At 37.2% G+C, this 20,481-nt stretch carries 23 protein-coding genes and 1 other annotated feature; of the genes, 17 read left to right on the top strand and 6 right to left on the bottom strand.

Going from position 1 to position 20,481, the window contains the following annotated elements; translation table 11 throughout:
- Positions 1 to 238 precede the first annotated feature (238 nt).
- The 3 genes from NSQ95_RS12900 to NSQ95_RS12890 all read right to left on the bottom strand — a co-directional run bounded on the left by NSQ95_RS12900 (position 239) and on the right by NSQ95_RS12890 (position 3,815).
- Positions 239 to 811, bottom strand: a complete 573-nt coding sequence (locus tag NSQ95_RS12900) for an aminodeoxychorismate/anthranilate synthase component II (protein WP_340882962.1) — start codon at positions 809 to 811, stop codon at positions 239 to 241.
- On the bottom strand, positions 808 to 2,196 hold the full coding sequence (gene trpE / locus NSQ95_RS12895) for an anthranilate synthase component I (protein ID WP_340882963.1): 1,389 nt from the start codon (positions 2,194 to 2,196) through the stop codon (positions 808 to 810). The genes NSQ95_RS12900 and trpE overlap by 4 nt, the downstream gene beginning before the upstream one ends.
- 64 nt (positions 2,197 to 2,260) lie before the next feature.
- Positions 2,261 to 2,486 (bottom strand) — a binding site (T-box leader).
- 69 nt (positions 2,487 to 2,555) lie between these two features.
- Complete coding sequence (locus tag NSQ95_RS12890; RefSeq protein ID WP_340882964.1) at positions 2,556 to 3,815, bottom strand: NAD(P)/FAD-dependent oxidoreductase; 1,260 nt, start codon at positions 3,813 to 3,815, stop codon at positions 2,556 to 2,558.
- Positions 3,816 to 3,919: 104 nt separating this feature from the next.
- Here NSQ95_RS12890 and NSQ95_RS12885 point away from each other — a divergent pair, with 104 nt between their 5' ends.
- A complete protein-coding gene (locus NSQ95_RS12885) occupies positions 3,920 to 5,545 on the top strand; it encodes a polysaccharide biosynthesis protein (protein ID WP_340882965.1) in 1,626 nt (541 codons plus the stop codon).
- Complete coding sequence (locus NSQ95_RS12880) at positions 5,546 to 6,247, top strand: pseudouridine synthase (RefSeq protein WP_340882966.1); 702 nt, start codon at positions 5,546 to 5,548, stop codon at positions 6,245 to 6,247. It abuts the gene before it with no gap.
- A 50-nt stretch (positions 6,248 to 6,297) separates the two neighbouring features.
- Here NSQ95_RS12880 and NSQ95_RS12875 read toward each other — a convergent pair whose 3' ends face one another.
- Positions 6,298 to 6,519 carry a DeoR family transcriptional regulator gene (locus NSQ95_RS12875; RefSeq protein WP_169360007.1) on the bottom strand — a complete coding sequence of 74 codons (222 nt, stop codon included), beginning with the start codon at positions 6,517 to 6,519 and terminating at the stop codon, positions 6,298 to 6,300.
- A gap of 432 nt (positions 6,520 to 6,951) precedes the next feature.
- Between NSQ95_RS12875 and pepV the strand changes: the two genes are divergently transcribed.
- From pepV to NSQ95_RS12830, 9 genes are all read left to right on the top strand, one after another.
- The gene (gene pepV / locus NSQ95_RS12870) at positions 6,952 to 8,343 is read left to right on the top strand and encodes a dipeptidase PepV (RefSeq protein WP_340882967.1); all 1,392 of its coding nucleotides are present in this window, start codon (positions 6,952 to 6,954) and stop codon (positions 8,341 to 8,343) included.
- Between the two features lie 17 nt (positions 8,344 to 8,360).
- Positions 8,361 to 9,212 (top strand): D-amino-acid transaminase, encoded by an 852-nt coding sequence (dat, locus tag NSQ95_RS12865; RefSeq protein WP_340882968.1) that lies wholly within the window; start codon positions 8,361 to 8,363, stop codon positions 9,210 to 9,212.
- Complete coding sequence (thpR, locus tag NSQ95_RS12860) at positions 9,209 to 9,742, top strand: RNA 2',3'-cyclic phosphodiesterase (RefSeq protein ID WP_340882969.1); 534 nt, start codon at positions 9,209 to 9,211, stop codon at positions 9,740 to 9,742. The genes dat and thpR overlap by 4 nt, the downstream gene beginning before the upstream one ends.
- Before the next feature lie 15 nt (positions 9,743 to 9,757).
- A complete protein-coding gene (locus NSQ95_RS12855; protein ID WP_340882970.1) occupies positions 9,758 to 10,738 on the top strand; it encodes a nuclease-related domain-containing protein in 981 nt (326 codons plus the stop codon).
- A complete protein-coding gene (locus tag NSQ95_RS12850; protein WP_340882971.1) occupies positions 10,731 to 11,669 on the top strand; it encodes a YegS/Rv2252/BmrU family lipid kinase in 939 nt (312 codons plus the stop codon). Before NSQ95_RS12855 ends, NSQ95_RS12850 begins: the two co-directional genes overlap by 8 nt.
- 4 nt (positions 11,670 to 11,673) lie before the next feature.
- Complete coding sequence (gene trmB, locus NSQ95_RS12845) at positions 11,674 to 12,324, top strand: tRNA (guanosine(46)-N7)-methyltransferase TrmB (protein WP_340882972.1); 651 nt, start codon at positions 11,674 to 11,676, stop codon at positions 12,322 to 12,324.
- Positions 12,325 to 12,355: 31 nt separating this feature from the next.
- The gene (locus NSQ95_RS12840; protein ID WP_342559720.1) at positions 12,356 to 13,204 is read left to right on the top strand and encodes an MBL fold metallo-hydrolase; all 849 of its coding nucleotides are present in this window, start codon (positions 12,356 to 12,358) and stop codon (positions 13,202 to 13,204) included.
- A 144-nt stretch (positions 13,205 to 13,348) separates the two neighbouring features.
- The gene (locus NSQ95_RS12835; protein ID WP_340882974.1) at positions 13,349 to 14,290 is read left to right on the top strand and encodes an alpha/beta hydrolase; all 942 of its coding nucleotides are present in this window, start codon (positions 13,349 to 13,351) and stop codon (positions 14,288 to 14,290) included.
- Positions 14,274 to 14,924: an HAD family hydrolase gene (locus NSQ95_RS12830; RefSeq protein WP_340882975.1), complete on the top strand. Its 651-nt coding sequence runs from the start codon at positions 14,274 to 14,276 to the stop codon at positions 14,922 to 14,924. The genes NSQ95_RS12835 and NSQ95_RS12830 overlap by 17 nt, the downstream gene beginning before the upstream one ends.
- A gap of 644 nt (positions 14,925 to 15,568) precedes the next feature.
- On the opposite strand, the gene NSQ95_RS12825 is transcribed toward NSQ95_RS12830, so the two are convergent.
- Together NSQ95_RS12825 and NSQ95_RS12820 are read right to left on the bottom strand one after the other, a co-directional pair.
- Positions 15,569 to 15,733 (bottom strand): hypothetical protein, encoded by a 165-nt coding sequence (locus NSQ95_RS12825; RefSeq protein ID WP_169360016.1) that lies wholly within the window; start codon positions 15,731 to 15,733, stop codon positions 15,569 to 15,571.
- 70 nt (positions 15,734 to 15,803) lie between these two features.
- Positions 15,804 to 16,118, bottom strand: coding sequence for a hypothetical protein (locus NSQ95_RS12820; RefSeq protein WP_340882976.1), 315 nt, complete (start codon positions 16,116 to 16,118; stop codon positions 15,804 to 15,806).
- A 170-nt stretch (positions 16,119 to 16,288) separates the two neighbouring features.
- Here NSQ95_RS12820 and NSQ95_RS12815 point away from each other — a divergent pair, with 170 nt between their 5' ends.
- The 6 genes from NSQ95_RS12815 (at position 16,289) to ytpR (ending at position 20,473) form a co-directional block, all read left to right on the top strand.
- Positions 16,289 to 17,362 carry a M42 family metallopeptidase gene (locus NSQ95_RS12815; RefSeq protein WP_342559719.1) on the top strand — a complete coding sequence of 358 codons (1,074 nt, stop codon included), beginning with the start codon at positions 16,289 to 16,291 and terminating at the stop codon, positions 17,360 to 17,362.
- A gap of 77 nt (positions 17,363 to 17,439) precedes the next feature.
- Complete coding sequence (locus NSQ95_RS12810) at positions 17,440 to 17,988, top strand: DUF84 family protein (protein ID WP_340882978.1); 549 nt, start codon at positions 17,440 to 17,442, stop codon at positions 17,986 to 17,988.
- Between the two features lie 93 nt (positions 17,989 to 18,081).
- Positions 18,082 to 18,594, top strand: a complete 513-nt coding sequence (locus NSQ95_RS12805; protein ID WP_240949727.1) for a hypothetical protein — start codon at positions 18,082 to 18,084, stop codon at positions 18,592 to 18,594.
- A gap of 10 nt (positions 18,595 to 18,604) precedes the next feature.
- Positions 18,605 to 18,916 carry a thioredoxin family protein gene (locus NSQ95_RS12800; RefSeq protein ID WP_169360019.1) on the top strand — a complete coding sequence of 104 codons (312 nt, stop codon included), beginning with the start codon at positions 18,605 to 18,607 and terminating at the stop codon, positions 18,914 to 18,916.
- Positions 18,917 to 19,055: 139 nt separating this feature from the next.
- Positions 19,056 to 19,871 carry a DUF1444 family protein gene (locus NSQ95_RS12795; RefSeq protein WP_340882979.1) on the top strand — a complete coding sequence of 272 codons (816 nt, stop codon included), beginning with the start codon at positions 19,056 to 19,058 and terminating at the stop codon, positions 19,869 to 19,871.
- On the top strand, positions 19,868 to 20,473 hold the full coding sequence (ytpR, locus tag NSQ95_RS12790; RefSeq protein ID WP_340882980.1) for a YtpR family tRNA-binding protein: 606 nt from the start codon (positions 19,868 to 19,870) through the stop codon (positions 20,471 to 20,473). The genes NSQ95_RS12795 and ytpR overlap by 4 nt, the downstream gene beginning before the upstream one ends.
- The last annotated feature ends 8 nt before the right edge of the window (positions 20,474 to 20,481 follow it).

Raw genomic sequence — 20,481 nt, 5'->3', positions numbered from 1 at the left:
CAATATGAAATTATTCATGCTTTCTAATTAAGAGGACATTACATTACAGCACCTGCTGATCGCTAACCCCATGGAAAGCGTCCGCTTAGAACGTGAGTCTGTCTTATCTTGTTGTAACTACTTAAGAAATCAGGAAGTGCCTTCTTCATTTCGAAACATGAATTTCAATGAAAGTAACCCAACAACATGAACAATAATAATACCAATCGCAGCTACCATGAAACTCTCCTTTCAACGGTTAATTTAACGTATCTATAAAACCTTTCATCAGCAGAGTCCCTTGCTCAGTTCCAATAGACTCTGGATGAAATTGAAATCCATACAGAGGGTAGTCACTGTGTTTAATAGCCATTATTTCCAGGTCGTCCTCAGCTCTAGCCAGTACCTCAAAGCAATCTTGTAAGCTGTTCTCTTCAATTACTAGGGAGTGATAACGCATGACGGAGATAGGGCCATCAAACACGGAAAATAAGTCATTTTGTTTATGCGAAATAGTGGAGGTTTTACCGTGCATAATTGTTTTAGCCTGCACTATATTTGCTCCAAATGCAGCCCCAATAGATTGGTGACCTAGACAGATTCCAAGGATAGGATACTTCTTATATAATGCTTGAATCACTTCAATAGAAACACCTGCATCTAATGGATTACCTGGACCAGGAGAGATGACAATTGCTTCTGGGTGAAGCTCCTCTATATCTAAAATGGTAATAGTGTCGTTTCTGACAACCATAACATCTTTTCCAAGCATTCCTAATTGTTGATAAAGGTTGTACGTGAAAGAATCATAATTATCTATTAGAAGGATCATCGAATCACCTCCAACAGTGCTTTTGCTTTGTTTAAGGTTTCCTCATATTCATTTTCAGGAACGGAATCATATACTATTCCTGCACCTGCCTGAACATGAGCTAACTGGTCTTTTACAATCATTGTTCGGATGGCCAAGGCGAGGTCCATATCTCCTGTAACGGAAATATAACCAACTGCTCCTGCATATACTCCGCGCTTTATAGATTCTAATTCGTTTATAATTTGCATGGCACGGATTTTGGGAGCTCCTGAAACGGTACCAGCTGGTAAACAAGCAGCTAAAACGTCTAATGCATGAGTGTCTTTTCTTAAACGACCAGTTACTTCTGAAACTATATGCATGACGTACTTGTACAATTCAATCTGCATATACTTGTTTACTTGGACCGTACCAATTTCTGATATTTTACCTATATCATTTCTTCCCAAGTCAACAAGCATCCGATGCTCTGCTACTTCCTTTTCGTCTAACAATAAACTAGCAGCATTTTGCTGATCTTCTTCGGGAGATTTCCCACGAGGCTTTGTACCAGCAATAGGGTTTGTCGTGACATATCCATTCTTTACTTTTACAAGACTCTCGGGAGAGGTGCCGAAAACGACGTACTTTCCGAAATCCATATAAAACATGTAAGGTGACGGATTAGAAGTTCTAAGCTGTCGATAAAGAGAGAAAGGATTCCCAGTGAAAGGGGAGCTAAAACGCTGGGAAATCACTACTTGAAATATATCGCCTTGTACAATATGTTGCTTAGCTTTCTCTACCATTTCTTTAAAGTCTTCTTTTTGAATCGAAGGCTTAAAAGAAAGCTTCTGTGCTAACTCTTCCTCATGGTGGGAAGCACTTGCTTGAAGATCCTCATATATTTCATTAATCGAATCCAACATATTTTTTGAAGTGCGACCGTTCTGGAACAAATCGATTGCTGCGATAGTTATGGTTTGTTTCAAATGATCGTAAACAAGAAAGGTATCATAAAACAAAGCATGTATATCAGGCATATTTAAATCATCGGGGAGATACTCTCCAATCTGTTCACTGTAAAATGCTGTTTCATAACCAAAGTAACCTAGCATTCCACCAAAAAAAGAGAAGGGGTATTGCTCCTTGTGTTCAGGGAGAATGGTTTTTAGTTTTTCTAAAATACCATGTCCTGTGTGTTCCTTTCTTTGTTCATCTGTAAAGACATAGTGATACTGGTTGCCTATTATTTCTGCAACTGGATTAAGTACGATAAACGAATACCGACCGCTCTCCTCATGCTTAGCAGAGGATTCAAATAGCATTTTCTTTTTTCCTGTTAGTGCATGGTAAATGGAGATGGGAGTCATCATATCTCCTTGGACTTCTTTCATTTCATAGCTTCTCGTCTCAACTGTCATTTCTACACTCTCCTCTTTCTCAGCTCGGCTCAATTATAAAAGAATACAAAAAGGCTCTCTATCCTAAAAGGACGGAGAGCCGTGGTGCCACCTTCATTGATTACTATTGTAATCCACTTGTTTGCAGCGATTAGCTGCTAGTCCTATAACGTAGACAAACGCCAAGGCCTACTGCCATTTCGGCCTTGGAACTCAGAAGCCCATTCATCATATGCTTTGCACTGACTTGCACCAATCGTCAGCTCTCTATGGCGTCACATATGATTACTACTCTTCGTCATCGCTCATTAAAGACCATTGTATTATAAATAGTTTAAAAATTCAATGCATTCTTATAAAAGAATCCAAATTTTATCCAATTAATTCAGAAGGCTTTTTGCAGCACTCATCCCGGCTAGCTTTCCCGTAACAAGGGCAGAGGTGATATTGTAGCCACCAGTGTATCCATGTATGTCTAATATTTCTCCACAGAAATATAATCCTTCTTTTTTCTTAGACGCCATCGTTTTTGGCTCAATTTCCTTGATGGAAACTCCACCGCCTGTAACAAAAGCTTTCTCTAGTGGCTGGGTGCCGTGAACCTTAACGATAAATTGTTTAAAAAGGTGGGCAAGAGATCTTATCTTCTCGTGAGAAAGATTTTGACCATCCTCACTTTCTTGAATTTTCGCTTGCTCTAACAAAAACAATAGCCATCTTTCAGGAACTAATCCTTTCCAGACGTTTTTAACTGCTTTTTTGGGCTCTTCTTTAATTGAAGACAGAAGCGTTTGGAATGTTTCTTCCTCGTTCAAGTGGGGAAGGCTATCAATTCTAACAGAAACCGGGCCGCCATTTTTCTTTATTTCCTTTACAACAAATTGGCTGCAACGTAGAATAGCAGGTCCGCTTAAGCCGAAATGTGTAAAGAGCATATCCATTTGATGGGTAATGATTACTTTTCCTTTTTTATTTAGAACAGAAACTGCCACATCTCTTAAGGCTAATCCTTGAAGCTCCTTAGATTTGATGAATGTCTCGCTAGATAACAGAGGTACCTCGGTTGGATATAAATCAGTTACCGTATGACCAGCCTTCTCTGCCCACGGGTAGCCATCTCCTGTAGAGCCGGTTTGAGGAACAGCTTTACCGCCAACAGCCACTACTACTGCTCCAGCAGTAATTTCTTCGCCTGTTGCCAATCGAATTCCGATTATCTTTTCTTCGTTCATTAATAATTTAGCAACGGGAGCGTTTAGCTTAATATCTACCTTCAATCTTTTTAATTCGTCCAGAAGGGCATTCACAACGTCCATTGCCTTGTTAGAGACCGGGAACATTCTACCATGGTCTTCCTCTTTTAATGGAACACCTAAATTCTCAAAGAAAGCGATAATATCCTCATTATTAAAAACGGAAAACGGGGAAAATAAAAAACGACCGTTTCCGGGAATGTTCTTTACAATTTCCTCCTGAGGAAGCCTATTTGTAACGTTGCATCGTCCTCCGCCAGATATTGCTAATTTCTTTCCTAGCTTGTTGCCTTTTTCGATCAATAAAACCTTTTTGTTCTCAGCACCTGCTGCTGCAGCGGCCATAAGTCCTGAGGGACCCCCACCAATTATAATTACGTCATACATAGTATATTCACACTTTCACTTTTTTCTTTATTATACATGATTGTAGTTTTGATGAGACAGTTGTAAACTGTAATATAGACATTTTAAAGGATTGGACGGGTTAGATGGCATCGAATTTACTAAAAGGGACAATGATTTTAACGGTTGGTCTCTTATTATCCAGGATTTTAGGAGTTCTTTATGTAATTCCTTTTTATCAGATAATCGGCGAAGAGTACATTGCCCTTTATCAATACGCTTATACTCCCTATTCAATCATGCTAGCAATAGCAGTTTCAGGGGTGCCGGTTGCGGTTTCCAAGTTTGTATCTAAATACAATGCATTAGGGGACTATGCGACAGGTAGGAAGCTAATGAAATCCAGCATGCTCTTAATGAGTATCACTGGATTGTTAGGGTTCATCATTCTTTTCTTTTTAGCAGATCCAATCGCTCATATGATTATTGAGGATGATGAAGCAGCTTTTTCTGTGAGTGATGTAGCTACTGTGATTAAGTATGTCAGCTTTGCAGTAATAGTTGTTCCACTTATGAGTTTGATAAGAGGTTTCTTCCAAGGTTATCAGCACATGACACCTACTGCGATTTCTCAGCTGTGGGAACAAGTTGTTCGTATTATGTTTGTGTTAGCTGGGGGATTTTTTGTAGTATACATATTGAAGGGTACAGAAAAGACAGCTGTTTCCTTTGCAGTATTTGCAGCCTTCCTTGGTGCATTGGCGAGCATGGTTGTTCTATATTGGTATTGGAAGAAGCTGAAGCCCGAATTTAATGTAATGATGAATGATTCTGGTAAAACGAGCTCGGATGTTTCTCTTAGAAATATTTACAAGGAAATCTTAGTTTATACGGTTCCATTTGCTCTAGTTGGGGTTATTAACCCGCTTTTCCAATTCATCGATATGATCACCTTTAATAGCGCTATGTCTATTATCGGTATAAGTGGGGATATTTCCAACATTTTATTAGGGATGCTGAATTTTTCTGCACATAAATTGGTCATGATTCCCGTGATGTTGGCTACCGGATTTAGCATGGCTTTAATACCTTATATTACGAGCTATTATGCAAAGCGAGATTTTGTTCAAGTGAGAAAATCGCTCGATCAATCATTTCAAATATTATTATTTCTTACCGTTCCAGCAGCTATGGGAATTGCTGTGTTATCAGGGGAGTTTTATCACTTATTTTATGAACAGAGTGAAACCGGTTCAACGGTGTTAGCACACTATGCACCGGTAGCCATTTTATTTGCCTTGTATCCAGTGACGACTGCAATTCTACAAGGTATTGATCGTCAAAAGCTTATCATTTTAAATCTTTTATTAGGTATTTTGACAAAGCTGTTGTTAAACACACCTTTCATCAAAGCATTTGAAACCGATGGTGCAATTATGGCGACTGCATGTGGTTATTTAGTAGCTATAGGATTGAACTTGTTTGCGATTCGAAAAACGTTGCATTATAAGTCTACTATGGTAGCAAGAAGAATTCTTCTCATCCTCATCATCAATGCTGTTATGCTTGTACTTGTGTATGTTGTAAAGTCAGGGTTACAAAACCTATTTGTAATTGATAGTAAAATGGAGGCGCTGCTAGTTATTATAGTTTGTGCTGGTGTGGGAGCAGCCTTTTATGGCTATGTGACGCTTCGTCTTGGATTAGCTCAGAAATTACTAGGTGAGAAAGTTACACGTATTGCGAAAAAATTAGGCTTTAAGGAGAAATAAATGCGATTAGATAAATTTCTATCTCATATGGGATACGGTACAAGAAGTGAAGTAAAAGTTCTTATTAAATCAAAGGCAATTGAAGTAAACGATGTAGTTGCTAAAAATGGATCTAATCACGTCAATGAATTAGAGGATAAAGTAACAGTTTATGGAGAGAAAGTGGAATATAGAGAGTTTATCTACTTAATGATGAACAAGCCACCAGGAGTAGTTTCTGCAACGGAGGATTCTAGAGATCAAACTGTAATTGACCTATTGAATGATGATGTTAAGCATTTTGAGCCGTATCCTGTCGGAAGACTTGATAAGGATACGGTTGGACTGCTGCTTATAACTAATGATGGAGCGCTAACACATCGTTTGTTGTCTCCTAAGAAGGATGTCCCTAAAGTATATTATGCGAAAGTAGCAGGTAGAGTAACAGAAGAAGATATAGTGGCATTCAAAGAAGGAGTCATTTTTGATGATGGGTATCACACGAAGCCAGGCTACCTGACTATTTTAAAGAGTGACCAAATTTCTGAAATTGAGTTAACCATCACAGAAGGTAAATTCCATCAAGTGAAAAGAATGTTCCAGGCAGTAGATAAGGAAGTCGTATATTTAAAACGGTTGTCTATGGGGGCTTTGAAGCTAGATGAGTCATTGGAAGAAGGATCCTACAGAGAGCTGACGGAAGATGAATTATTAAGTCTATAACAAAAGAATGACCATGCCTAGGCGTGGTCATTCTTTTTCATATGGTGTATCTAAGATGTCATTTTAACTCGTTTGTTCGTCGTGGTCCATTTGCCTCTTGTTGGGCTAATGATTAAATCATTAAACGCAAGTACATTCAAATCTCTCTGAATAGTTCGAGGAGTGATGCCAAATTCATCGACCAGATCTTGTGTAGTAACAGTTCCGTTGTTTCGGATGAACATATACATATCTTTGATTCGAGTGAGCATCCGATCAGTAGTAGGTTTCAAAAATAACCACTCCTTCATCTTGATATCTCGTGGCAAGACTAGCGGACGACTTGGGCGAAAAGCAACAGTGGTATTGCAAATGACAGCCCCTTTACAATTTTGGTAGTCAGAATTATATTGTCTGACAATTTTATTATAGTAGAATTGCAAAGAAATTTCTATAAAAATTACTGATTATTTACAAAAAAATACATGAAATTTATATGAAACTAGTAGAAAAAGCCGTTATAACTGAATTTTCTACATAACAAAATAGAATTATATTGATAAATGAATAACCACAAATAGGTGGAGTATTGAATGCTTCTATTGGTTAATGAGAACAAATGATGTATTAACTAAACAGCAGTCAAAAAAACCTTCTTTTTACTGTGTGTTTGAATAAAATAAGTGTAAAATAAGAAATATGCAATAGTACATAGGAGGATTACAATGAACTGGTTAGATATAGCAGAACAAAGAAAGACGGATATTATAAAAGAGCTACAAGCTTTAATTCAAATACCTAGTGTTTTAGATGAAAAAGAGGCTACAGAGCAAGCTCCCTTCGGTGTAAAACCACTAGAGGCACTTCAATATATGTTAAACGAAGGAGAAAAAGAAGGTTTTGTTACCAAAAATATAGACAATATGGCTGGTCACATTGAAATGGGCAGTGGCGAGGAATTGTTAGGGATACTTTGTCATGTGGATGTAGTACCTGAAGGGACGGGGTGGACTTACCCGCCATTTGAAGGTGTTGTTGCAAATGATCGCATTTACGGTCGAGGAGCAATTGATGATAAAGGTCCTACGATTGCGGCGTGGATGGCGATGAAGCTAGTAAAAGAATCTGGGATTGAGCTTTCGAAACGTGTAAGGCTGATCATAGGTTCAGACGAAGAAAGTGGATTTAGATGTGTGACTCGTTATTTTGAGAAAGAAGAGATGCCTGACCTAGGCTTTGCTCCGGATGCGGACTTTCCGATTATCAATGCAGAAAAAGGAATTGCTAATTTAATCTTTTCTCAGACAGGTTCTTCTGAGACCGAAACGATCCAATTTTTCCAGGCCGGTAAGCGTACAAATATGGTTCCAGATGAAGCATTCGCTTATATTTTTGGTGGGGTTCATTCGATTAAAGAAAAATTTAATAACTTTGCAAGTGAACACGGAATTACTGGCGAAGTCCTTCCAGAAGGCCCAGTTGTTAAGGTGCTAGTTCGTGGTAAATCAGCTCATGCAATGGAGCCAGACCATGGAGTAAATGCTGGAATCCTCCTTGCTAAATTTTTGTTATCATTGCCTTTAACCACACATTCTAAAGCATTCTGTGAGTTCCTTGTTATGGCTTTCGGTGAAGAAAGCAGAGGTCATGCAATAGGCTTAAACTATGCAGATGAAGTGTCTGGTGAAACTACATTAAATGCAGGAGTTATTCATTATGCACCTGCCCAAGGCTCTTGTACTCAAGTAAGTCTACGTTATTCAGTTAGCTATCCACTTGAGGAAAAACTAAGTGCTTGTAGAGAAAAGTTACAAAATACAGGTATAACACTTGATTTAGGCTCTAACTCTACGCCACATTATGTCGATAAAGAGGATATACTGATTCAAACCCTTCAAAAGGTATATGAGCGTCAAACAGGGGAAAAGGCAGAACTATTATCTATCGGCGGTGGAACATACGCACGAGTTCTAAAAAAAGGCGTTGCGTTTGGAATGCTGTTCCCAGGCAGACCAGATATAGCCCATCAGGTGGATGAGTATGTGGACATCGAGGATTTGATAAAAGCTACTGCTATTTATGCAGATGCAATAGTGGAGCTTGCTGGTAAAAAATAAGGAGAGGATGAATTATTATGACAAAAATTTTGTGGAACGACCAAATCGTAGAAGAGAATGAAGTGAAAATTGGGTTCGAAGATCGAGGCTATCAGTTTGGCGATGGTATTTATGAAGTTATTAAAATTTATAACGGAGATTTATTTACAGCGACTGAACATATTGATCGTCTATACGCAAGTGCAGATAAAATTCAATTAGTCATTCCTTATACTAAAGACAAACTTCATCAAATGATACATGAGCTAATTGAAACGAATGAGCTTCAAAATGGTCAAATCTATTTACAAGTAACTCGTGGGGATAGCCCTCGTATTCATAACTTTCCTAATCCAGCAGTTAGCTCCGTCCTGACAGCTTACACGAAAGAAACAAAACGTCCACTTGCTCAGCTTGAAAGTGGGATTAAGGCTTGTTTTGTAGAGGATGTTCGTTGGTTAAGATGTGATATTAAATCATTAAACCTACTTGGCAATGTACTAGCTAAACAGGAAGCTGTTACAAAAGATTGCTTTGAAGCTATTTTACATCGTGGAGATACGGTAACAGAGGGCTCTTCCTCTAACATGTACGGCATTAAAGATGGTGTTTTGTATACACATCCAGTGAGCAACCTGATTTTAAATGGTATTACTAGAAAAGTGTTGTTAGATTGCTGTGAAGAGATTGGATTATCGGTAGTGGAAGAGGCGTTTACTAAAGAAGAAGCACTGAAAATGGATGAATTCATCATGTCCTCAACTAGTGCAGAGGTTATGCCAGTTATCTCAATCGATGGGAATGTTATTGGAAACGGAAAACCTGGAGAGTTAACAAGAAAGCTTCAGAAAGCCTTTGAACAAAAAATTCCTACGACTTTAAATGTATGAGCAACCATTATTTCATAGGTATTAAAGTTCCCGAGGCAATAGGAAAGTCTATTATAGAGGCTAGAAAGGCAACCAATATGCATGAAACACATAAAACGTTGCCTCTTCTCGAGGACCTTCATATTACGCTTGCATACTTAGCTGCAGTAGATGAATCTATATTAGCTGACTTAATCGAATCCTTGAAAGAGATAAAGTGGGAAGCATTTACTTTAACAACAGCGGGACTAGCTCATTTCGGGAGTGCTAAAACTCCTCGAGTAGTTTATGTCGCTGTCGATGAAAATGAGGAATTGCAAAGACTTCACCATGCAGTTGTACAAAAAGTTCTGGAGTATATAGAGTTAAACGTTTCAAAGGACTTCCATGCCCATATAACCGTTGCAAAAAAATGGAAGTCAACGGAGACCTGTATGTACGATTCGTTTAACCTGGAGAAACAGTCCTTTGAAGTTCGCGGTTTTATCATTTACAAAATAAATCCTGCAAGCACTCCACGTTACGAACAATTTGCCAGTATAAACGTGTGAGAGGGAGGTAATGGAATGGCTCAGTTAGTCAAATTACAGGATTATATATCCCGCTATCAAATTGATTTAAAGCGGTATCCTACTCAATTTGTTCGTTTAAAAAAACAACAATGGGAGCGAGTCAACGCTTCTTATGAAAGAGGAGCTCTAGATACATCGTGGATGGAGAAGGAGCAGGAGGATGATTTAGAGGTAGAGGAAAAAAAATCCTTTATCTCTAAATTGTTTTCACGAAACAAAGAAGAAATCTCTGCAGAGATATTGGATGAAAAAGAGGTAGAGGATCAAGAAGTTCCAGACGAATCTACTACTCTTTTTTTCGAACCTAATATTGTTTATAACCCGAGTTCTAAAGAAGAGCTACGACGAATGTATTTAGACCAATTATTTCATTTTCAATTAAAATGGGCTAGCTCTACTTTAATGGAAAAATCCTATGTAGATCCAAAGTTTATGAGAGATAGCTTGTTACGTCTTTTCACACTACAATTACCTGATAATTATTTTCTCTTTTATTACCCAATCCTTAAACTGAAAAAAGCCCCTGTGGAATTAGATATTATTATCGTTTTGCCTACTGAAATTATATGTATAGTCATGTTAGAAGGCAGAGACTTGGATGCATTTATCGGAAGTGGGGATCGTTTCTGGGTGAAGAAAAGTGGGAAGAGCGAAAGTAAGGTATTAAGTCCGATGATCAGTCTTAATAGAATGGAATCTATTCTCTTGCAGGTTTTTAAAAAGGAAGATATTGATTTGCCTATCCGAAAGGTAGTTCTATCCAGAAATGGTTACATCGATTATCCAGGCTCTGCCTATCAGACTCAATTAGTAGATACAAGAATCTTTCCTGCATGGTTTCAAGCTTTAAAATCGTCCCCATCTCCGATGAAGCATATGCAGTTTAAGGCAGCGCAGGCATTACTTAATCTGGTTCAGACAACCTCCTATTCTAGAGCAAGCTGGGAGCTGGAAAGCGAGATAGAAAATGAATGATGTACTAATTGTTGTTAATGAAATAGCGGGTCAGGGGAGAGCTAAAAAGCTTTGGGAGTCATGGCAAGACCATCTCCCTTTCGCTTTTACGCTTCTTAAAACTGAATATAGTGGGCATGCAACCGATATAGCGAAAAAATATGCAGAAGCTAGCCAAGACCCTCTTCTTATTATTGCAATCGGTGGAGACGGTACCGCGCACGAAATCCTCTCAGGTACTATAGGGTATAATCATGTTCGAGTTGGAGTTATTTCTGCTGGAAGTGGAAATGATTTTGCTCGGGCTTTTTTTGTGTTTCAAACACTCGAGCAGCTAACAAAATATGTTTTAGAATATCAGACGGCACAACAGATGGACATCGGTGTTTTAAACACTAATTCAGATACGTTTCATTTCATAAATAATGCGGGCTTTGGCTTTGATGCACATGTTGTGTACGCAGCCAATCAATCTAAATGGAAAAAGTGGTTAAATAGACTAGGATTAGGTAAATTAGTGTACATTCTGTATCTTGTGAAAGAGTTATTTAAGTTTAAAAAATTCTCTTTCTCTTTACTAAATCAAGGAGATACGATAAAGTTTGAAGATGTTTGGTTTATTACTGTGTGTAATCAACCCTATTTTGGAGGAGGCATGAAAATCTCTCCTTCCTCTATACCAAACGATTCATTAATCGAACTAACCGTAGTACATCATTTGAAGCGAACTAAGCTATTATTTATATTTGGCACAGTGTTTTATGGTAAACACACTGCTTATAAAGAAGTAAAACAAATTCAAGCAAGCGAGTTTGCCATTCAAATGAATGATCAAGTGTATGGGCACGTTGACGGAGAATTTTCCTGCATGACGATTCCTGGCAACATCTATACATTTAGAGTAGAGCATAATGCATGGAAATTAGCAAAACCACCAAGTAAAAGGAGTTAAGGTAATGAGATTAAGAAACAAACCTTGGGCTGAGGATTTTATAAATTCTCATCCAGAAATAGTTATTCCAAATCCGGAAGAGCAAAAAGGAAAATGGAATTTAGTGTTCGATAACGAAAATCCACTTCATATAGAAGTAGGAACTGGTAAAGGCCAATTTGTAACTGGAATGGCAAAACAAAATCCCGATATCAATTATATAGGAATCGAGCTCTATGACAGTGTCATTGTCTCTGCATTAGAAAATGCAATAGAAGCTCAGCCTTTACCAAATTTGCGTCTATTAAAAGTTAACGGTGCGGACTTAGCAAAATATTTTCAAAAAAATGATGTCCACCGCGTCTATTTAAACTTCTCTGATCCATGGCCAAAAATTAGACATGCAAAGCGACGTTTAACTCATGAAGGCTTTTTAAAACTTTATGAATCTATTTTAGTAGACAATGCAGAGATTCATTTCAAAACAGACAATAGAGGTCTATTCGAATATTCTCTAACAAGCATGTCAGCCTATGGAATGCTGTTAACGTATGTATCGCTTGATTTACATGCGAATATGCCAGAAGATAATATTATGACTGAATATGAAGAGAAATTCTCAGCAAAAGGTCAACCAATCTATCGTCTAGAGTCTAGATTTATTAGCCAAAAATAAAAGATCAATACTATTCAAAGGGGATGAAAGTATGGATACGTATAAGTTTCACGAGATGACATTAATTTGGTTAAAAGGTGGCACGACACATATGGACGGGGGAGCCATGTTTGGAGTAGTGCCAAAACCTTTATGGGAAAAGAAATACCCGGTCAATGAAAAAAATCAAATTGAACTTCCTTCAGATCCAATATTGATTCAACATAAAGGGAAGAACATTTTGCTAGAAGCGGGCCTAGGATTTGGAAAGTTCTCAGACAAGCAAATCAGAAATTATTTCATTACAGATGAGTCAGTGGTAGATGACAATCTGGTCGAGCTAGGTCTACTTGCAGAGGATATCGACATCATTTTAATGACTCATTTACATTTCGATCATGCTTGTGGACTAACTAAATGGGTAAATGGAGAATTAGTTTCCAGTTTTCCGAATGCTTCCATCTATGTTTCAGAGGTAGAGTGGAATGAAATGAAGAACCCAAATGTCCGTTCAAGCAATACATATTGGAAGGAAAACTGGGAGCCCATTCAATCACAGGTCATTACATTCAAGGATTCTATTAAGCTTTTAGAAGATATTGAGATGATTCATACTGGGGGTCATAGTGATGGTCATAGTATTGTGCTATTAAAACAAAAGGATGAAACAATCATCCATATGGCAGACCTTATGCCAACACATGCACATCAAAATCCGTTATGGGTATTGGCTTACGATGACTACCCAATGACCTCTGTATTTGCTAAGCAAAAATGGGTCCACGAAGCATTACAAAACAATTATTGGTTCAGCTTCTACCATGATGCCTATCACCGTATGATTAAATGGTCCACGGATGGCAAGGAAATTGTAGAAAAATTAGAGAGAACGCATTCTTAAAAATACACCAGCTATAAATGTCTATTGGCATTTATAGCTGGTTTTTTTATATAAAAATGGTGTGAAGAGTAGTTTTTAGCAACTTGGAGCAGGGGTTTGGCTAAACATATAGAAGTAAGTAACAATTGACGAAAAAATGGTGAGGTGAGAGTTATTAGGAGATGTTTAAGTTTAAGCCATCAGAAAATTGAAGTCATCATTAAAGGGGAAACAGGTAGCCCAATACTAATCGTTTCTGGGATGGCATCCTCATTCGATGAGTGGTATGAGTTAACAGAAGCACTAAGTAAATCAAATCGTGTCATTATGTTTCATAGACCAGGACTTGGAAAAAGTGAATTGTGTGGAAGAGAGCGCAATACACAAAAGGTGGTAAATGAAATGGTGGAGATTATTCACAAACTTCATATCACTGAACCTGTCACCTTGGTTGGACATTCTTACGGGGGATTATGTGTTCAGCATTTTATGAAGCAGTATCCTGAAAAGATTCGAGGGGTAGTCTTAGTGGATTCTACTTCTGTCGATTTTGCTGTATTGGATGACTTAAATTTACCTGTTATGAATGAAGACTCTACAGATGATGCTTGGCTTCAAAAGTGTTTATCTTATAGCACTATGAAAACAAATGAAATCAAGTCATTAATTGAACCAATCATTCTGACTAAAAAAGAACTTAGCTTTCCTCCAGAAATACAAAAAAGGTTATTGAAATTTCCATTAAACCCAACTCTTTATAAGGCGATGTATTTGGAAATTAGCAACTGGAAGCATGACGCTCAAGTAATTAAAAATATGGAGGTCTGTCCAGACCTACCTTTAATAGTAATTGGCAGAGACAAAGAACATTGTGTATCGATAGGGATACGGGAAGGATTACCGGAAACAGAGATAACTTTGTTAGAAGATAAGTGGGAGCAACTGATTAAGGAACAAATTTATTTGACTAAAAAGAGTAGTTTGATTTTTGCTAAAGGTTCTACTCACTCCGTTCATTTAGATCGACCAGATATTATAATAAATTCTGTTGAAAAGATAGAAGCGGAGATTAGAAGTAAAGGGAGAAAAAATGAGCAAACTAAGTAGGGATGCAAAAGTAATTTTCCTTGATGCAGGCGGAGTCCTATTTGATACCTTTGTAAAAGGGGAGCAAAGAATTATTAATTTACTATTGGAAAGAGGATATACACGTTCTGAAGTTGTAGCTGCCATACATATTGCTAATGAAACTGAAAAGCAATTTATCACTACTTGGGAGGAAGAGAAACAATATTATGAGCGTTATTATGGGGCCATTGCTAAGTATTTGAAAAATAAAGAAGTGGCCAAAGAATTATTTCTATTTACTCATTACGCAGTAAACTGTGAATTGTTCGTAGAGGTTAAACAGGTATTAGAGAATTTAAGTAAAAATTATAGATTAGCTGTTATATCTAATGCAATGCCAAGTATGGACTTGGTTTTTGATCGTTTAGAAATACGTTGCTATTTTGAAGCTATTATTTTATCTTCCTCCGTTCAGTTAGAGAAACCAAATGTAGCTATTTATGAACTTGCGTTAAAGAAGCTATCAGTTTGTAAAGAGGAGAGTGTTTTTATTGACGATAAAAAAGAAAATATATACGGATCCGAGCAAGCTGGTATAAAAGGTCTCTATCTTGATAGAAACAAACAAGATTTAGAAATGTTATTAAAGGAGTATCAAATTTGGTTTTTTTAAACAGTAAAACGATGCAAAAAGTATGAAAAAAAGATTGGGAGTAGTTTTTATAAAAAAACACCCCCAAACTCTTAAAAAAAATATTAATTTTCTACAACTGTTTTTTCAGGAAATAGTTTTCCAAACAAAGAAACGGCAGAGAGAGTCAAACCAATTATAATGAACCCGGTGATTAAGTTCGTTGTGTTTAAACCATAATGAGCAAATGCTGATGAAAAAATGTAACTGATCACAAAACTCAGAAGGACTACAAAAATTATACTTGTACTTTTACCCATTTTGATAAATTCACCTCGCTTTCTAATTAGGGATACGTTAGGAAGAAAGGAATGTATCAATTATTTAGGTAATAATGCTCGTGAGCACCCCACAACACTTTCTAATTAGCGCAACACTTCACTCATTACCCGCAACACTTTGGAGTAAAAGTGCAACACTTTTCGTATGTGCAACACTACATGTAATTAGCGCAACACTTGAAGCAATAATCGCAACACTTAGCCAAATTAGCGCAACACTTCACTCATTACCCGCAACACTTTGGAGCAAAGGCGCAACATTTTCCCAATTCCCACAACACTTAGCCCCATATACGCAACACTTTCACAAATAAAAAAAGGTGAGTTATAAAACTCACCTTTGCATTATTTATTCGATTCTTTTGTAATATGCTTTGTCACCTTATTTTTAGAGACTTCGGCAAAGTCTATCCCGAGTTCTGTATCAGGGTTAACTGTAGGGTTTTTGTATAGCTCCTGGCTATTATGTGTTCTTTTATTCATGGTTTTTTTGTTGTTCTTACTACTCATGAAACATCACCTCCTACGGATAATTTACACCTAATAAGAGGTTTTATGCTTTATAACTAAAAGGACATGATTAAAGCTTTGCTATGTCTACTACAGAACCAGTTTTAGAGTCAGCTGCAAATTCAAATTGCTCTAGCTCTCCATTTTTAATTCTAGAAATTCCGCCCTTATACACTTCAAAACGGATTGCTTCTTTTTGGAACGGCTCTGGACTCATATAAATCCATGAACCATCGATTGGACCTTCTTCTTTAAAGGAGTTCTTTATATTATTAAGCACTAGATCTGCTGGTTTGTTTGGATTTATTTTAGTGGCAGCCTGACTTGCAACAATACCTAATACAACTCCTGTACCTAATCCCATCATATAGTCTCTTAATTTCATTCTAATTCCTCCCTTGTGTTTATTTTAGTTTATCATATAAATGGAATTCGTAAAATTTTTCGTATGTCGAAATTTATTAGTAGTAAACCCTTCAATCTTTTATTACAATAGAGAGGGAATGTATTTAAAGAGTGAATATTAACTTTACGAGGCTTTAGGAGGCTTTAATAATGAATGAAGAAACACGCGCGTTATTTAAAACGTTAACTGAGTTACCAGGAGCGCCAGGAAATGAGCATGCGGTTCGTGCCTTTATGCGAAGTGAACTGACTAAATATTCAGATGAAATTGTACAGGATAATTTAGGTGGGATATTCGGGTTAAAAAAAGGTGACGAAAATGGACCGAAGATTTTAGTTGCTGGACACATGGACGAGGTAGGGTTTATGGTTTCCGGTATTACGGATAACGGTATGATTCGTTTTCAGCCACTGGGAGGCTGGTGGAACCAAGTTTTACTTGCTCAACGTGTAGAAATCATTGCGTATAACCAAGCAATTCCAGGAGTAATAGGCTCCATTCCACCTCATTTGTTGAGTGATGAAGTTCGTAATAGACCAATGGATATTAAAAATATGCTAATTGATGTGGGTGCAGATGATAAAGAGGATGTTAAGCGTATGGGCATCAAGCCTGGCGATCAAATTGTTCCTGTTTGCCCCTTCACTCCAATGGCAAATGATAAGAAAATAATGGCGAAGGCTTGGGACAACCGTTATGGATGTGGTCTGGCAATCGAATTATTAAAAGAAGTTCAAAATGAACAATTACCGAACATGCTATACTCCGGTGCAAACGTAATGGAAGAGGTTGGGCTTCGCGGTGCACAAGCTTCAACAAATATGATTAAGCCAGATCTATTCTTTGCTTTAGACGCTAGTCCAGCTAATGATGCTTCTGGCAATAAAAATGAGTTTGGTCAGTTAGGGAAAGGTACACTTCTACGTATTTTTGACCGATCTATGATTACTCATCGTGGTATGAGAGAATTTGTATTAGATATGGCTGAAACGAATAACATACCTTATCAGTACTTTATCTCCCAAGGTGGTACAGACGCAGGACGTGTTCATACGTCACTAGAAGGCGTTCCGAGCGCAGTTATTGGTATTTGTTCACGTTATATTCATACATCATCATCTATCATTCATACTGATGACTACGCTGCAGCGAAAGAATTAATCGTGAAGCTAGTTAAGGCGTGTGACCGCACTACTCTAGAAACGATTAAAGCAAATGTATAAAAAAATGCCCTCGTGGCATTTTTTTTTTAGAGTTATGGCTAAGACAGTTTCTGTTTTAAAGAAGGAGAAATGAAACGATGCATAAAATACTGATTGCAACTAATAATAGAGCTAAAACTAAAGCAGTAGAAACAGTAGGGAGATTATATTATCCCAATGCTATTTTTATAAATCAGGACGTGCCCTCTTTAGTGTCCGACCAACCAATGAGTAATGAGGAGACTAGACAAGGTGCTATCAACCGAGCCAAACATGCAATGGAGATTTTAGATGGAACATTCAGTATTGGATTAGAGGGCGGAGTACAAGAAATCGATGGAACTATGTACATTTGCAACTGGGGAGCACTAGCAATGAAAACAGGGGAAGTGTTTACTGCTACTGGAGCTGGTGTACCATTACCCGATGAAATTGCAGAGCAGCTGAGAGCTGGAGGGGAACTAGGTCCTATAATGGACGCCTATACCAACAAACAGGGGATTCGTCACAACGAAGGAGCTATTGGCGTATTTACTAATGGTATAATAAAAAGAAATGATATGTTTGAGCACATAATGTTATTACTTATAGGTCAATATGAACTCTTTTTAAAGCTTAAGCATGATAAAATAGATTTATATGAATGAAATCCTATCTAGAACAATAAGCTATACTAGTTGCAAGTAAATTAAATCATCGATAAAATATATAGCAGTTATGCTTTGAATGGAGGAACGAAATTGACGAGAAAATGGATGCGAGGAATTCTCGCGTCACTAGTTGTCATTTTATGTGCAGGCTGTGCATCTTTAGATGAACAAGCTGTTAAAGGCCTAGAAAAAGCAGAGAAGGCTTTTACGGAGGATGCTGAAGATCCTAACAAAGAAGTAAATGACATTAAACTATTTTTACCAAGTGGATATTCTGTTGAAGAAGATTCTGATGAAACTAATATTCTACTATCAAAAGGAAAAGACTCTTATATCTTGTTTATAAACCCAAATGAATTGTCTACGAGTAAATTGTATTACGACTTAATGATGTCTAATAAGAATATAAATATAATTAAGGAAGAGACCTTTGAAGCGGACAATCGTTTTGGTTATGCAGCAATTCTGAAGAATAGTGAAGATAGATATGAGTTAGTATCCAGTATAGGCGGAACTAAGTTAACAACGATTTCGAAAGAGAAAGACGTATCAGATAATCTAGAACAGATGATGACGATTGTAAGATCTATTCAAACGAAGTAGGAGGGGTAACATGGAAAATCTAAATTCTATAGAACAATTTAAACAATTGAGAGACAATGAAAGAGTTGTATTTAAATTTACCGCTGACTGGTGTCCTGATTGTCATTTTATTGATCCTTTTATGGGGGAAATAGAAGAACAATTTTCTGAATTTCAATTTATTTCAGTTGATCGGGACAAGTTTATAGATTTATGCGTGGAGTTAGATATTCTAGGTATTCCGAGCTTTGTCGCCTATGACCGTGGTAAAGAGGTAGGTCGTTTTGTAAGCAAGGATCGCAAAACAAGAGAAGAAATTGAATCATTTCTTCAATCTATTTAATAGAAAACGGTTCACATTTGTGAACCGTTTTTACATTTTGTAAATAGGAGTAGTACTTAGTACATAATAGTTGTTTTTATATGCTTCCCAAAGATAGAATGCACATAGGTAGCGAAAGAATTGTGAAAGGAAGGATACTTTGAAAGCTCTTGAGTTAATAAAAATATTTAAAACAAAAATTTCAGAAGATAAATATACGTATGATTACAATCGTGAAACAAACAAACTGCGCATAACGCATAAGGAACTAGGAAAAGGAATAGATCTATCCATTCCTCCGATTTTGGCAAGATATGAGACCAAAAAAGAAAAGGCAATAGATGAGGTAGTTTACACTATATTAGAAACCTTTTTAGCGATGGAAAAGGAGATGGAAGGACTGCTGGACCCGAATTTCGCTGTGTACCCAGTTATTCGTTCTACATCCTTTCCTTTAAAATCAAATGAGGGCAATCGTTTTGTTACGAAGGATCATACAGCAGAAACAAGAATCTATTATGTTTTAGATTTAGGTAACACGTATCGTTTAATAGATGAGAAAATGTTAGCAAGCTGGGGCTTACGTGAGACTGAAATACGTGAGAGAGCTCTATTCCAAGTCAGAAACTTAAAAACAAATTATAAGACAGATGAAGTTGCCGGTAATATTTTTTACTTTTTTAACAATAATGATGGCTATGATGCAAGCAGAATATTGAATGAATCGCTTCTAAAAGATATGAAAAAACAGATTTCTGGAGATATGACTGTTTCTGTACCCCATCAAGATGTTATGATTATTGGTGATATAAGAAATGAGACAGGCTACGATGTATTAGCTCAAATGACTATGCATTTCTTTACAGTAGGAACTGTGCCGATCACCTCATTATCTTTTATATACGAAAAGGGAGATTTAGAGCCTATTTTTATCTTGGCTAAAAATCGAGTAACAAAGGAGAAAGAAGACAAATGAATATTTTTTACAACGCAGCTGGTGTAGGTGACGTTTTGTTAATACAAATCACGCCTGAAAAAACAGAAAAGGTTACTACTGACATTATTGGAGATGTGACGCTTGTCAAAGACGTGCAAACTTCTGAGATTCTTGCCATTAACATATTTGGCTTCAGTAAATATGCACCTTTAGAAGCAAACGGACAAGTTGATCTAAATGAAGCGCTTGTTGCTAAAATTCAAGAGGTATTGAACACTAATCATGTAGACTACACATTAGAGGTCGATTTATCTCCTAAATTTGTAGTTGGTTTTGTGGAATCTTTAGAACAACATCCAAACGCGGATAAACTAAAGGTGTGTCAAGTAAACGTGGGCAATGAAACGCTACAAATTGTATGTGGAGCTCCAAACGTGGATGCTGGACAAAAGGTAGTGGTAGCTAAAGTAGGAGCAGTCATGCCGTCTGGTATGGTTATCAAAGATGCAGAGCTTCGTGGCATCGCTTCTAGTGGTATGCTTTGCTCTGCAAGAGAGCTAGCTTTACCGAACGCTCCAGAAGTAAAAGGAATTCTTGTTTTGGAAGATAACAATGAAATAGGAAGTGCCTTTGTATCATAAAAGTAAGA

The sequence above is a fragment of the Psychrobacillus sp. FSL W7-1457 genome (assembly GCF_038593405.1).
GTDB lineage: Bacteria > Bacillota > Bacilli > Bacillales_A > Planococcaceae > Psychrobacillus.
This window is presented reverse-complemented; position numbering and strand designations above follow the sequence as displayed.

Coding starts and splice junctions, on each gene's coding strand:
- NSQ95_RS12840 (WP_342559720.1), top strand. CDS start 12,356: ATGGATACGTATAAGTTTCACGAGATGACATTAATTTGGTTAAAAGGT.
- trmB (WP_340882972.1), top strand. CDS start 11,674: ATGAGATTAAGAAACAAACCTTGGGCTGAGGATTTTATAAATTCTCAT.
- NSQ95_RS12800 (WP_169360019.1), top strand. CDS start 18,605: ATGGAAAATCTAAATTCTATAGAACAATTTAAACAATTGAGAGACAAT.
- NSQ95_RS12810 (WP_340882978.1), top strand. CDS start 17,440: ATGCATAAAATACTGATTGCAACTAATAATAGAGCTAAAACTAAAGCA.
- NSQ95_RS12880 (WP_340882966.1), top strand. CDS start 5,546: ATGCGATTAGATAAATTTCTATCTCATATGGGATACGGTACAAGAAGT.
- NSQ95_RS12885 (WP_340882965.1), top strand. CDS start 3,920: ATGGCATCGAATTTACTAAAAGGGACAATGATTTTAACGGTTGGTCTC.
- NSQ95_RS12890 (WP_340882964.1), bottom strand. CDS start 3,815: ATGTATGACGTAATTATAATTGGTGGGGGTCCCTCAGGACTTATGGCC.
- ytpR (WP_340882980.1), top strand. CDS start 19,868: ATGAATATTTTTTACAACGCAGCTGGTGTAGGTGACGTTTTGTTAATA.
- pepV (WP_340882967.1), top strand. CDS start 6,952: ATGAACTGGTTAGATATAGCAGAACAAAGAAAGACGGATATTATAAAA.
- thpR (WP_340882969.1), top strand. CDS start 9,209: ATGAGCAACCATTATTTCATAGGTATTAAAGTTCCCGAGGCAATAGGA.
- NSQ95_RS12825 (WP_169360016.1), bottom strand. CDS start 15,733: ATGAGTAGTAAGAACAACAAAAAAACCATGAATAAAAGAACACATAAT.
- NSQ95_RS12820 (WP_340882976.1), bottom strand. CDS start 16,118: ATGAAATTAAGAGACTATATGATGGGATTAGGTACAGGAGTTGTATTA.
- dat (WP_340882968.1), top strand. CDS start 8,361: ATGACAAAAATTTTGTGGAACGACCAAATCGTAGAAGAGAATGAAGTG.
- NSQ95_RS12855 (WP_340882970.1), top strand. CDS start 9,758: ATGGCTCAGTTAGTCAAATTACAGGATTATATATCCCGCTATCAAATT.
- NSQ95_RS12850 (WP_340882971.1), top strand. CDS start 10,731: ATGAATGATGTACTAATTGTTGTTAATGAAATAGCGGGTCAGGGGAGA.
- NSQ95_RS12815 (WP_342559719.1), top strand. CDS start 16,289: ATGAATGAAGAAACACGCGCGTTATTTAAAACGTTAACTGAGTTACCA.
- NSQ95_RS12830 (WP_340882975.1), top strand. CDS start 14,274: ATGAGCAAACTAAGTAGGGATGCAAAAGTAATTTTCCTTGATGCAGGC.
- NSQ95_RS12900 (WP_340882962.1), bottom strand. CDS start 811: ATGATCCTTCTAATAGATAATTATGATTCTTTCACGTACAACCTTTAT.
- trpE (WP_340882963.1), bottom strand. CDS start 2,196: ATGACAGTTGAGACGAGAAGCTATGAAATGAAAGAAGTCCAAGGAGAT.